Source organism: Citrobacter sp. Cm046, assembly GCF_030333065.1.
GTDB lineage: Bacteria > Pseudomonadota > Gammaproteobacteria > Enterobacterales > Enterobacteriaceae > Citrobacter > Citrobacter murliniae.
Window position 1 is genome coordinate 19,149 of the sequence record NZ_JAOWGP010000037.1, and the last position, 12,765, is coordinate 31,913.

Sequence of the window (12,765 nt, forward strand, 5' to 3'; positions counted from 1 at the left end):
ACGCTGATGCGCAAAATTCAAAAATACACGCCACCCCCTATAAATAAACAATGACTAAACGAGTTTATTATAAACATAAAATCAGTAACTGGTCGGATATGAGTCCATTGCAATAAATAAGAATATGCGACTCCTTTCCCTTACGATGAAATGGTAAAAATGAAAAAGTTAATGACGGCAATGGTTGTCGCTACAGCATTATCAGGTTGCGCACAACAAACCTTTGAAATAAATCATGGAATTTCTGAGAAACCAACTCAAGAAACCAGACAAACCTTTTTTGTTAACGGTATTGGACAGTCGCAAACCATTAATGCAGCGCGGGTTTGTGGCGGTGCTGATAAAGTTATTCGTACCGAAGTACAGGAATCAGGTATGGATGTTTTCTTACGAATCATCACTATTGGTATCTATACCCCTAAAGAAGCCAGAGTCTATTGCTCCAAATGATCCCTGTCAGCAGGCATTCCTGGAATGCCTGCTGCACTTTTGCAGTTCGGTGCCGCTATAGCTTACTCCTTTTGTTAACCCGCGGTTTAATGCCAGATCTTCTGATAACAGAATTACAATGTTGACAAACTATTTTGTTCGTTACTCTCATTCAGTTCATAGTTGAAACATTATGTAATGATTTAGAATTTGAGTATCGCCATTTTATATTTGATGTTGACATTTAGTTCTGTCATTACTTAAGGACCAACTCAGAAGGAGGCTTTCAATGCAAAAATATTTCCATTATCACTCGCAATATTGGGTATTCCTCGCAATTGCACTGGTCATTTACATACTGGCATTTCGTTAATACATATTGTCAATTGATTGCCTGCATTATATAAAAATGAATGCAGTTCAAATCTGTATACAGTTCCCTGGTAAAAAAACCAGAACAAATATGAATACTCTTTAGCGTATGATCTTCGCTTATAAGCTCACATGAAATGACGAAATCATTCTTTTCAGTGCAACGAGACAGACCCATTAGTTCACTCGAGTTAAAGATTTACCGCAACTATCGTGTGGTTCATGGAATACGCATTGCTGTGGCATTTGTTTTGACTTTTTTACTTATAAGAATGATGAAGTTACCCGATCATTCGTGGCCCCTTATTACACTTATCGTCGTTATGGGGCCTGTCAGCTACATGGGCAACGTAATTCCCAGAGCGTTTGAACGCATGGCGGGTACCGTAACAGGAGCGATTCTGGGGATCATCGCACTACACATTGAAGTCTATTCTCTACCCTTAATGTTGTTGTGGTGCGGCTGCGCTGCTTTCTTTTGTGGTTTTTTGGCTATCAGCAAACGTCCATATGCAGCCTTACTGGTAGGGATAACGCTGGCAGTAGTTAGCAGTGCTCCTGCCGGAGATATGCAAACAGCACTATGGCGAAGTACCAATATCATTTTAGGCTGTATTCTGGCGATGCTGTTTACCAGCATACTTCCCCAAAGGGCATTCATTAACTGGCGTATTCAGCTGGCCGATTTTTTATCTGATTATTTAAAAATCAATACTGCGGGCGTCTCGCGTAACGTGCTTTATCCTCCCAGAATGACCAGTCTGCAAACCCGGGCATTGAATAAAGTCGTCAAAATGCGCAATCTGATCACGCCAGTAAATAATGAAACCCGGATACCGATAAAACTGCTTGAAGAAATTCAGTCAATAACCCGTGATATGGTTGCCGCACAAAAATTTCAGCTCAACGCTCACTGGGCCTCACGCAGAAGTCGCTTTTTGATTCTAAACTCCCATGCTCTTTCCGATATGCAGGAAATGACTCAACACACGCTCAGAGCACTGGCTCATGCCCTGCATAAAGGAAACCCCTCACCAATAGCCTCAAACAGTGAACGTCTGAATGAAATCACTCAAGAATTACATGACCTTTTACTTTCTTGTGAAAGTGATGAAGTCATGGAAAGCGCGATTCACGGATACGTCTGGTTAAGTATACAACTCACTGTTCAGCTTGAGACATTGTCTTCTTTAATCAACAGAGCGCTTACAGAGAAATGACTGAATATATCAATAATGATGAATTTAGTTTCTTCACCGGGAAAATGACCGAGAAATAATATAGCTGTTGGCACACGTCCTATCCCCCCACAAATTAGCGGGTATTCGCAGTGAAAGTTGGTAAATTTGCTGAACGGTTCTATAGTCGAGGCTGCTTCTCAGTTACAGGATTCACTAATGCGATTTAACGGACTGACCAAAGGTTTCTTCATTTTCATTCTTGCCCTCGTCACATGGGCGTTCTTCGACGTGCTGTCCCCCTACTTTTCCGCGATTCTGTGGGCCGCAATATTAACCACAATCTTTAACCCGGTGAAAAATAAACTTCGCAGCGCACTGGGGGATCGCAACGGGCTGGCATCGCTGATTACCATCGGTATTATCTGTCTGATTGTCTTTATCCCTCTGATGGTGATCCTGTCATCGCTGGCGATTGAACTGAATGTGGTTTACACCAAGCTGCAACAGAACAATACGCAGTTCCCGGAAGTGGTTAGCTCGATCCTGTCGTACCTTCCGGATTGGGCCAGAACTTTCCTCGCGGAACACAATCTCGATAATGTCACGCAGATCCAGAAAAAACTCTCTGACATTGCGTTACAGGGCGGGCAGTACCTCGCAGGTAGCGCGTTCCTGATCGGTAAGGGGACCTTCGGCTTTGCCATCAGTTTTGGCATTATGCTGTATTTACTGTTTTTCTTGCTGAAGGATGGGCCGTATCTGGTTCGACAGATTCTGGATTCGTTACCACTCTCAGATTTTGCCAAACAGCATCTGTTCGCCAAATTCGTCGGCGTTACGCGGGCGACGGTAAAAGGCACTGCGGTGGTTGCCGTTGTTCAGGGTACGCTGGGGGGCATTGCTTTTGCGATAGTCGACATTGACGGTAGCATTCTGTGGGGCGCGCTGATGGCGTTTCTTTCACTGGTTCCCGCGGTTGGTTCAGCGATTGTCTGGGTACCAGCAGCCATTTTCCTCTTCGCCACACAGCAAATTTGGCAGGGGCTGTTTATCGTCGGATTTTTCGTGATTATTGTCGGTCTGGTGGACAATATCCTGCGCCCGCTACTGGTGGGTAAAGACACTAAAATGCCTGACTACCTGATTCTGATTTCCACACTCGGCGGGATGGAGATCTACGGAATCAACGGTTTTGTTATCGGCCCTCTGATTGCCGCGCTGTTCCTTGCCAGCTGGAACCTGTTCTCCGGTCGTGACCACGAAGGAAATGCCGAAGGAATCGACGAAGCGTTTATGGAAGAAGGAAAAAATCCTCCAGATTTGTAATGGTGTGACGATAACAAAAGGCGGCCAATGGTCGCCTTTTTATTTTCACGCAAAATCATACGTTTCCTATAATTTCAATCATGCTTATTCATTAATCGTCGCAAAAGGAACTCACAGGTGCGAATCGCCACAATAACTAACTGGGCCTATAGCGCGACGGTATGTCTGACCATTGTCTCCGGCGTCGTCATGCTGATGGCGTCCAACGCAGATAATACCGAACGCCAGGCGGTAGAGCAGCGGTATGTATTCGACAAACTGACCGGGGAGGTGGAAACCGACGCCTGGTCGCTGTCTGATTTGGCCCGTTTGTACGCTGTCACTAAAAACCCTGACACCCTGGACACCTATCGCCAGAAGGAAACGTCGCTAAAAGAGATTGAGCACCGGCTGGCGAACCTGAAAGACGCCGGGGCAACGGGCGAAGAATTGGCGCTATTGCATGAAGGGCTACAAATCGTAGATACATTGCAGGAAGAGCAAGCGATGGCGTTTTCCAGCGTGGCGCGCGGAGAAGATCAGCAAGCCATCGCCCTGCTCTTCAGTAAAGCCTATGAACAGGAACTGGAGCGAGCGCAGGATCGGATAGACCATTTTCGGCAGATACTCGACAATCGTGTTCGCGACACGATTCAGGAAGCTACTCAGGCATCCCGCACCCTGCGCACGCTGTCAGAAGTGATGGTTGGACTGACGGCGCTGTTATTTTTGTTTGTCCTCGGATTTATTCTAAAACGCCGCGTGCTACGCCCCGTCGTGCGCCTCAGTGACGTTGTTCACCGACTGGCTTCACAGGATTACGCCGTTGAAACGCCCAATTTCAACCAGATTGATGAGATCGGAGATATGGCGCAGGCAATCCGAATTTTTCGCGAGAACGGTCTGGTGCGACAGCGACTGGAGAAAGAGCGTGATGCAGACTGGGCGATACGCGAATTATTGGCACGTATGACGCAGCGTTTACAAGGTTGCGAGAATTTTGCGGATGTGATCAACGTAGCGGAGCTTTTTGCACCAAACATTGCGCCCGGGATTGCTGGTCGACTCTACATCCTTGATCGGGATCCCTGGCAGATGCGCTGTGTCGCTGAATGGCTTTCACCTGAGGGCAAAGCGGATGCTTTCCACCCGGATGAATGCTGGGCAGTTCGTCGTGGGCAGAGCCATCCACCGGTACACGGTGAGCCGGATATCGCCTGCTACCATCTGCCGGAATCGTGCCAAAATCACTCGCTGTGTGTGCCGCTGATTGCCCAGGGCGAAGCGATTGGTCTGCTCTCATTCCAGAATCTAAGCGAGGAAAGCGCACCTTCCCGAGCCTATCTGGAACTGATGGCGGAGGCACTCGGCCTGGCCTTAGCCAACCAGCGTCTACGCGACGCATTGCTGGAAAAGGCGCTCTATGATCCCCTGACCGGTCTGCGCAACCGTCATCATCTGGAAGATACCCTGCGAACCCAGATGAGCCAGGCTATACGCAATCAGGAGCCACTCAGTTGCCTGATGATCGATATCGATCACTTCAAAAACATAAATGACCGTTTTGGTCACGAAGCGGGTGACGGCGTCATCAAAAGCGTCGCTGCCATTATTCAGCGCGTTGTACACGACAATGGAATGGCCTTTCGCTACGGCGGCGAAGAGTTCCTGGTCCTGCTGACCAGCATGGGTGAAGAGGCCGCGAACCGACTCGCGACGGATATTTACAACGGCGTACGCGAACTGTCACTGCGTTTTGGCGTGTCGGATATTGGCCATGTTGATGTCTCTATCGGCGTTGCCAGTTACCCGCAACACGCGCAAAGCGACAACCTGCTACGTGCCGCAGACGTGGCGCTCTATCGCGCAAAAGAGTTGGGTCGTTCGCGTATTGTGAGCTTTGGTATGCTGGAAGCAGGCTGAAATATTCTCCATCCTGAAATGAGGGTTTAACATGCTGACAGGACTAAACCATCTCACTCTTGCTGTTAGTGATGTAGCAAGAAGTTTTGATTTTTACGTGAACGAGCTTGGTTTTGTCCCTCAGGCCAGGTGGAGTCGCGGGGCCTATCTTTCACTGGGAGAGCTATGGTTATGCCTTTCCGCCGATGTCGTTAAACCTCAGTTGGACTATACCCACTACGCATTCAGCATCCAATCCGATAAATTTGCCAATTTCGTTGAGAAACTGCGGTCATCCGGCATTGTCGAATGGAAGTCGAACAAGAGCGAAGGCCAATCCATTTACTTTCTGGATCCGGATGGACACAAGCTGGAAGTACATATTGGTAGTTTAGAGAGTCGGCTCAACGAGTGCAAAGCACATCCTTATGAAAAAATGGAGTTTTTCTGATGCAACTCGTGCGCCAATCCATCTATGCGTTTGTCCGTTTAAATATCTTTTCCCGGAAAGCTTCCAGGTGATATTTTTGCAAAAAGCCATCAACCTCCTGAGCCCATCGTATCCCCTCACCAAGAACGGCGCGGCTATGCGTTGATGTATAAAAATAACGTGTATCGTAGAGATTTATCAGCGTCTGATTTATTGCTGCAATTCGATGCTCAGGATTATTGAGCTGTTGCTTTTCCAGCGCCCGCATAATTCGTTGCTGGTGAACAGGATCTGAGGGGAACTCTCTTTCATTAAGTTCACTCAACACTAAGAAAGACGGCGCAATTTCCTCTTTAACTGCAGCCTGCAAACGGTAATGACCATCAAGGATCACAAACGCTCCCAGCCCGCCGATATACCAGACCAGCACTGGAGGCAATGTTCCCTCGCGAGATTTTTTACGCCACCATTTAACCCTGCCGGCATCCGGGCTTACGGGATAACGCCCAAGTAGCAGATGGTTTCCCCACCACCAGTCGACCAGTCTGACTTTTTCCGGCTGGACAAGATCGGGAAAATCTTCACCGTAAAGCGTCCAGCGACAGCCAAAATTACCGCTGCTTTCAGGAGAGTCAAAACGCCAGTTTTTAACAGGAAGAGACTGTTGTAATGAGTATGGCGATGAACGTCGGGTCAACGCCATTGGACTGAGTAACCAACGGCGAGGTGACAGTAGTGGCGCTGGCGCATTCATTAATTGACGAGAAAAATAACGACACCATTCACTCGTCCATGCCCTTTTCCCTTTGCTTTTGATCCGTTCAATATCTTCAGACGTTACGCAAGGTAATAACGCCTGCGGGCCTGAATGTTCCGAATTAAACACCACCCAGACACCAGAATGATCTTCCAGCATTGAAGCCCAGAATAATGTCTCTCCAGAGATCTGCAACGCCATCCGACCGTAGCGGCCACTTAGCATATCCATCACCGGCCCGGCTTTATGACTCTTCTTGAGGGTAAACTCCAGGCCAAGCCAGTTATTATCGCGATCACAAAGATCCTGCCACCAATACTCCGTCATGGTCTTCTTCCCTGATAATTATGCGAATTATTTTAAGGCGTTCACCCTGCCGACGAGTTACCGGCGGCTCACCGGGCTGTCGTGCTTTGTATCGCTATCTTCCCGGATCTCAACAGCGCCATCTCTTGCTTGCAGAGCAGTACTACTGCCTGGCGACCTTTTACACGATGGGATGTGAGCGCTCTTTTCACTGTACGGCGAGACGCGCCAGATTCCAGCATCTGATAACACATCAGAGAGAGCGCATGTTTGTTTTTCATCGAGTTAACCTTGTTTAGTGAATCCGTGCAATAGCACCACCAGGGCAATATTTTACTACTATCTGCGCTGGCATTACTAACACCACGGTCAAAACCAGCCCCCGACAGGAATCATTTACCATCCCGTCACCACGTTGTCCCCTCGAGAAATAGAACAAAAAACAACCAAAGCAGATATAATTTAAGTGCGACCATGCGCGTATTCAATCTAAGGAGGTGCGCAATGGACAAAGCAGAAGTGAAGTCATTCGGTATTCCAGACGAAATTCGCGAATTTCCACATGGACGACTGGAGCTTCTCAATATAGGAGGAGCGATCGTCGGCCGTGCAGTACTGGAACCAGGCTGGCGTTGGGCTACATCCGTTCAACCCATCGCAGGTACGAAGAGTTGTGAAGCCCCTCACTTTCAGTATCACGTTGCCGGGGTGCTACGGGTGAAGATGGATGATGGTAGTGAATTCGATTGTCTGCCCGGTAACTTGTCACGCATCCCCCCGGGTCACGATGCCTGGGTGGTTGGGGATGAATCTGTAGTCATCGTTGATTTCCAGGGAATGGTGGACTGGGCCAGGCATAAAGACATCGCCTGTAACGACTCGCCATAATGTAAAAGACACGGAGGAATTTTGTATCACCAGCGGGTGTTGAATGATGCAGCCTGTACTCAGCAATAGCCAGGCACGTTGTTTAACCCCCGGATGGTCCTTTCTGAGCCAGTGAAAGCCGCGGTGTTATAGAGTTGATTATTTTCACCGCAGCACGGTTATTACCGCCATCCGCCATACTCGCAAAATACCGCACATGTTGTTGATACGGGTTGCGAATTTTAGCGATTCATTTTTAGCCAGTACGACTCCTGGCATTTACTGCGAAAAGTTTTCTCCCGCGGTCTGATATCCCGACCCGCCGCATCAACAATCCCCCATTTGATACAGCATTCCGGGCATATGTCTGATAGCGGTTGAACCAACTCATTTTCGCAAATACAACTGATAACGACCCCTGAATCATGATGCCAGGTCATATGGGAGATCTCTACTTCCGCCAAATCATCTCGATTCCAGAGCTCTTCAATGCAAATGACATTTTTCCCATTTTTAATTGCATTTACATAGTCGGCCAGGTTGTCCATCGCTTAATTTTCCAATAGATTGATGAGCGAATGTAAGGTAATCGCTGATTAGTTTTTCTCGCAACTCTGAAACCGTAACAAATTTCTGCACGATCCCCAATACCTCTCATCACTCAATCCCTATAGCTCCCGGAAACCAGGTGCATCACCTGGATATCAGTTTCACTGCAGGGAACGGTCAATTCCCGTCCCCTGCTCCGTCTTTTACCCCTCAGGCATAGCCGAAGAATGGTGCGTAGAAATTTTCCACTCTTTACCATCCCAGGCATAGGTGAAAGTGTAACGCGCTGAAACTGTGGACTTATCCGCGAAGGTAAATGTATAAGTTCCGGTGTCTATCGCCTTATTACAGCCAAGACGAATGGTACGAGTGTCGATTTTCCCGGTCGGTTTCTTCGCAAGAAAATGCTCAAAATAATCAATGCGTTCAGCATCCGTTAAACGGGCTTTATTGGATACTGTAGGTAACAATACCGCATCACTAAGATAGTTTTCAGAAACTGTCTTCGCGTCGCCCGTTTTCAGCGACTCGTTCCACTTATCAAACAGGGCTTCGATTTGAGCTTCATTCACCTTCACACAGTCGGGAGCTGGTGCAGCAAAAACGGGAGCTGTCAGAATAGTAAGTGAAACAGCAAGACCTGGTAATTTATTCATACTAATCATTCCATTAGCGGTTATACGACAATGAAAACGTCATTGATAACCAGGTTGAAAATCAAACTGCATGCCATTCCAGTGGAAATCATCAGCAGACACGGAGAGAGATAGATAACGTTCCCATGAAGGGGAAAGGTATTTAATACAATGAAATATTTAGAGATTTCTGGTTAACATCGCTTGTATAGCGTGGTTTAACTACCTTCATTATTATAGTTCAGCAATTGCACGCTTTCTGAGCGCCCGCGCGTTTGAACATATTCAGCAGGTTCATACACTCCACTGGCTTGAATGAACTACAGGCTCCCTTCGGGATCACACTTTTCAGACCTGGTTATTCACTTACAAAAACCAGGTGTTATCATTCACGCCGTAAATACCTATCAACTCAATCCGAGGCTTTGATGCTGGAGAATGTAATCATCCGATAATCAGCTTCCCGACCTTTTCAGGCCGGACTGATTATCAATGCGCCGAAATTGTATGCGGACACCGCTGTGTGTTTGCACGTTTTGCACATGATGATTAAACAGGTTTTCCAGTATGAATTTATCCCGTCAGGAACAACGTACCTTACACGTTCTCGCCAAAGGTGGGCGTATTGCGCACGTCCGTGATTCGTCAGGCCGCGTTACCTCTGTTGAATGCTACAGTCGCGAAGGACTTTTGCTCGCAGACTGTACGCTCGCCGTCTTCAAAAAACTCAAAACAAAAAAACTGATTAAATCCGTCAATGGTCAGCCCTACCGCATTAATACCACCGGGCTGAACAATGTTCGCGCCCAGTCCGATAACCGTTAAGGAGAGGATGATGGATATCGATAGCATTATTTTTACCGCGGGTCACATACAGCTGTCACCGGATGAAGACAAAATCCCCTGGGACGAACCCGCTTTTAGCCAGCGTATGCTGGAAAATCATTTGTCGCAGGAACATGACTGGGCAAGCCGCAGACTGACCGTAATTGAACAACAGATAGCGTGGATTGCCCGCCAGTTACCTGATGGGGCACGCATTCTTGATCTCGGCTGCGGCCCTGGTTTTTATACCCGCCTGTTAGCGGAGCGCGGTTTTAGCTGCACAGGAGTGGACTTTTCACCGGCATCCATCCAATGGGCATGCCAGCAGGCGCAAATCTCCGGTCTGAATATTGAATACATCCAACAGGATATCCGAACATACAGCCCGGATGATCCGTTCGATTTCATCATGATGACCTTTGGGGAACTGAACGTATTCAGCGCATCAGACACTTGCTCCCTCATCAGCAACTGTGGGCGATGGCTGGTACCAGGTGGCAGGATGCTCATTGAGGCTCATACCTACGATGAAGTTAAACGTCAGGGTATGGCGCCTGCGAACTGGCAGCGTTGTCCACAGGGATTGTTCCTTGCTGTTCCTCATCTGTTGTTGACCGAAAACAGTTGGGATGAAGAGGCACAAATCAGTTCAACACGGTTCTGGGCAATAGAGGCGAATGGTCGAGCTACCCGGTTCGGCAGTCAAATGAAGGCCTGGCATGGTGATGAATATACCAGCCTGCTCGCTAACGCGGGCCTTAGCATAAAACAGTGCCCGGACAGTGCAGAGTGGCCGGTCAGCGAGACGTTTGCTGGCAAGCTATTTGCTCTGCTGGCTGAAAAAGCTAACCCCTGTGAACAAAACCCGCTGAATACGCCATCGATAAAAGGAATTAACTAATGGATATCCCACGTATTTTTACCATTAGCGAAAGTGAACACCGCATTCATAACCCGTTCACACCAGAAAAGTATGCCACGCTGGGCCACATGTTACGTATGAAGCCGGGTACGAGTATTCTCGATCTCGGCAGCGGTTCGGGTGAGATGCTCTGCACCTGGGCGCGCGATTATGGTATTACCGGCGTCGGCATTGACATGAGTCCCCTCTTCACCGCGCAGGCAAAACGACGTGCAGATGAACTCGGCGTCAGCGAACGAGTCCATTTTATTCATAACGACGCGGCCGGTTACGTTGTTGATACAAAATGTGACATAGCGGCCTGCATCGGTGCCACCTGGATTGCAGGTGGCGTCGTCGGGACGATTAAATTGCTGGCAAAGAGCCTCAGGCCTGGAGGAATTATTCTCATCGGGGAACCGTACTGGCGTCATGTCCCAGCCACGGAGGAGATCGCCGAAGCCTGTGGCGTCTCGTCCGTGGCTGATTTTATCCCTCTTCCCGAACTGGTATCGTCTTTTGATGAACAAGGCTATGACGTAGTAGAAATGGTGCTGGCGGACCAGGAGGGTTGGGACAGGTATGAAGCCGCGAAGTGGATGACCATGCGCCGGTGGCTGGAAGAAAACCCAGACGATGACTTTGCGAAAGACGTTCGGGCAGAACTGACGATAGCTCCCATACGCCATGTTAGATGGACGAGAGAGTATTTGGGTTGGGGCGTATTTGCATTAATGCCACGTTAATTTGAAGGAGGACACTGGTATAGCTGAAAAGCTATACCAGTTGACGCAGGCAAGTGAATCGCCCTGGTTTAGCAGACACCTCAGAGTCATTTAAGATGGCGTTGGTATGCTAACCCACAGTCAACACTAACATCTGCTATTTGCTCACTGCGGACCTTCAGCTCAGGTAACTTGTTCGCTTCGTACCAATAGCAGACTTTTAGTAGTTCTAGAAATCTCTCATGCCGAGGCCTAATTTTGGGCGACCACTACACTTGAACATACAGACATTAGGGTGACAATAAAGTACGCTCATTTTGTACCGGATCATCTCAACGAAAGCATACTTTTACCCCTCTTAACAACATGGATTAAATGATGTTATGGAAAATAAATACAAACATGACCTACACGAAATTCTTTGTTTGAAAACGGTTGGTGAAGCTTTCGAAGCTTATCGCGTCGATGATTACGACAAAATGATCATTGAGTGGGCAGAAAGAGAACTACTCTCCGGCAATAGTTCTGAATCATTGTTAATTTTAGCCTCCCTCAATTTAGATAAACATCCTGATTCAGATGAAATTGAGCGCTACCTTCATGCATATATGCTTGAAAAAACATAGTTATACCCAGCATCAGCGCGAGTGCAATTACGTGGCTAAGGATCAAAGCCTGGTTTCTGATGAATGCCGGTACTTCCAAAGAAGTAGAATTACGGCTGCATCAAATCCCAGCGTTTCACTTATCTCCGAGCTCCCGTATCTTTAGCAACATCTGCTGGAAGTTTTACAGCATATACGACGAACTCTATGATGATTGGGGACCTGAATATCCTTCTAAGGCCTCAGCGATGAGCGAAGCAGACATTCTTGAATTTGTAAAATGCCGCGTGAAGCCCTTCTATCGCATTCTCTGCAGTTCCGATTGGGCCTGGGTTCTGGCCCGCGCAGCATATGCAATCTCATGGCAGCAAAATGTCAGGAGCGGACGTCGATAAAATCTATCGGGCATTATGCGGGGATAATCCAACAATTGCTGGGATGGAAGCTTATTTCACGTCCGCAGTATAAATTATTCGAGCTGACTTAATGAGTCTGCTAAAAAGCAGAAGATTGGATCGAGAGAAGAGAATCAAGAGAAGCTACTCGTCCCGCCACACCGACTGAAACTCAATGGGAACTTGCTCTTTATCGAAACCTATAAACCAGTAAATATCACCGCCAGGACCTACCATCGGCACTTCTCCCCATCCCTGATGAAACAGTGCCCGGTGCCAGTCTGGCCTAATGAGACCACGCCGCTTGAGCCGCTCCCCATTGCATGTTGCAGCCCGCATGGAAGGGAAATAAATAAAAAAGCTAAATGGCAGTCCCTCATTTTTCGCACGTCGCAGTTGAATGGATAGCCAGCGCTGATTGCGCTGACGAAGCTTTCTTTTCAAAATGTATCCTTGCGCAAGAGGTTACCTACAGTGTCAGAGCATTAGTGTAAAAATGTATCGCCACGTTTACCAGCGCCTCGTGGGAAACAGCGGGAACTATCGGTATGGCGATGATTGCGTATAATGCGCTGCGATAA

At 47.8% G+C, this 12,765-nt stretch carries 13 protein-coding genes and 1 pseudogene; 9 read left to right on the forward strand and 5 right to left on the reverse strand.

What is annotated here, in order from left to right:
- The first annotated feature begins 159 nt into the window (after window positions 1–159).
- The 5 genes from OGX98_RS08835 to fos all read left to right on the forward strand — a co-directional run bounded on the left by OGX98_RS08835 (window position 160) and on the right by fos (window position 5,640).
- The gene (locus tag OGX98_RS08835) at window positions 160–450 is read left to right on the forward strand and encodes a Bor family protein (RefSeq protein ID WP_048221530.1); all 291 of its coding nucleotides are present in this window, start codon (window positions 160–162) and stop codon (window positions 448–450) included.
- A gap of 488 nt (window positions 451–938) precedes the next feature.
- On the forward strand, window positions 939–2,021 hold the full coding sequence (locus OGX98_RS08840) for an FUSC family protein (protein WP_286595131.1): 1,083 nt from the start codon (window positions 939–941) through the stop codon (window positions 2,019–2,021).
- A gap of 177 nt (window positions 2,022–2,198) precedes the next feature.
- Complete coding sequence (locus OGX98_RS08845; RefSeq protein WP_045442417.1) at window positions 2,199–3,308, forward strand: AI-2E family transporter; 1,110 nt, start codon at window positions 2,199–2,201, stop codon at window positions 3,306–3,308.
- Between the two features lie 117 nt (window positions 3,309–3,425).
- Window positions 3,426–5,210: a diguanylate cyclase gene (locus tag OGX98_RS08850; protein WP_045442414.1), complete on the forward strand. Its 1,785-nt coding sequence runs from the start codon at window positions 3,426–3,428 to the stop codon at window positions 5,208–5,210.
- A gap of 31 nt (window positions 5,211–5,241) precedes the next feature.
- Window positions 5,242–5,640 carry a fosfomycin resistance glutathione transferase gene (gene fos, locus OGX98_RS08855; RefSeq protein ID WP_200011765.1) on the forward strand — a complete coding sequence of 133 codons (399 nt, stop codon included), beginning with the start codon at window positions 5,242–5,244 and terminating at the stop codon, window positions 5,638–5,640.
- A gap of 22 nt (window positions 5,641–5,662) precedes the next feature.
- On the opposite strand, the gene OGX98_RS08860 is transcribed toward fos, so the two are convergent.
- Both OGX98_RS08860 and OGX98_RS08865 read right to left on the reverse strand, forming a co-directional pair.
- Window positions 5,663–6,703: a hypothetical protein gene (locus OGX98_RS08860; protein WP_286595132.1), complete on the reverse strand. Its 1,041-nt coding sequence runs from the start codon at window positions 6,701–6,703 to the stop codon at window positions 5,663–5,665.
- A gap of 68 nt (window positions 6,704–6,771) precedes the next feature.
- On the reverse strand, window positions 6,772–6,963 hold the full coding sequence (locus tag OGX98_RS08865) for a hypothetical protein (protein ID WP_045442408.1): 192 nt from the start codon (window positions 6,961–6,963) through the stop codon (window positions 6,772–6,774).
- Between the two features lie 223 nt (window positions 6,964–7,186).
- Between OGX98_RS08865 and OGX98_RS08870 the strand changes: the two genes are divergently transcribed.
- The gene (locus OGX98_RS08870; protein WP_048221534.1) at window positions 7,187–7,570 is read left to right on the forward strand and encodes a cupin domain-containing protein; all 384 of its coding nucleotides are present in this window, start codon (window positions 7,187–7,189) and stop codon (window positions 7,568–7,570) included.
- A 221-nt stretch (window positions 7,571–7,791) separates the two neighbouring features.
- Here OGX98_RS08870 and OGX98_RS08875 read toward each other — a convergent pair whose 3' ends face one another.
- Together OGX98_RS08875 and OGX98_RS08880 are read right to left on the reverse strand one after the other, a co-directional pair.
- The gene (locus OGX98_RS08875) at window positions 7,792–8,097 is read right to left on the reverse strand and encodes a hypothetical protein (protein WP_045442396.1); all 306 of its coding nucleotides are present in this window, start codon (window positions 8,095–8,097) and stop codon (window positions 7,792–7,794) included.
- A 204-nt stretch (window positions 8,098–8,301) separates the two neighbouring features.
- Entirely contained in the window at window positions 8,302–8,754 is a 453-nt protein-coding gene (locus OGX98_RS08880) for an SgcJ/EcaC family oxidoreductase (protein ID WP_045442394.1), read from the reverse strand.
- A gap of 546 nt (window positions 8,755–9,300) precedes the next feature.
- Here OGX98_RS08880 and OGX98_RS08885 point away from each other — a divergent pair.
- From OGX98_RS08885 to OGX98_RS08895, 3 genes and pseudogenes are all read left to right on the forward strand, one after another.
- Window positions 9,301–9,558 (forward strand): YjhX family toxin, encoded by a 258-nt coding sequence (locus OGX98_RS08885; RefSeq protein WP_045442392.1) that lies wholly within the window; start codon window positions 9,301–9,303, stop codon window positions 9,556–9,558.
- A gap of 7 nt (window positions 9,559–9,565) precedes the next feature.
- A pseudogene (locus OGX98_RS08890) lies at window positions 9,566–11,205 on the forward strand (class I SAM-dependent methyltransferase).
- A gap of 362 nt (window positions 11,206–11,567) precedes the next feature.
- Window positions 11,568–11,810, forward strand: a complete 243-nt coding sequence (locus OGX98_RS08895; RefSeq protein ID WP_286595133.1) for a hypothetical protein — start codon at window positions 11,568–11,570, stop codon at window positions 11,808–11,810.
- Window positions 11,811–12,328: 518 nt separating this feature from the next.
- Here OGX98_RS08895 and OGX98_RS08900 read toward each other — a convergent pair.
- Window positions 12,329–12,628 carry a hypothetical protein gene (locus OGX98_RS08900; protein ID WP_286595134.1) on the reverse strand — a complete coding sequence of 100 codons (300 nt, stop codon included), beginning with the start codon at window positions 12,626–12,628 and terminating at the stop codon, window positions 12,329–12,331.
- Between the last annotated feature and the right edge of the window lie 137 nt (window positions 12,629–12,765).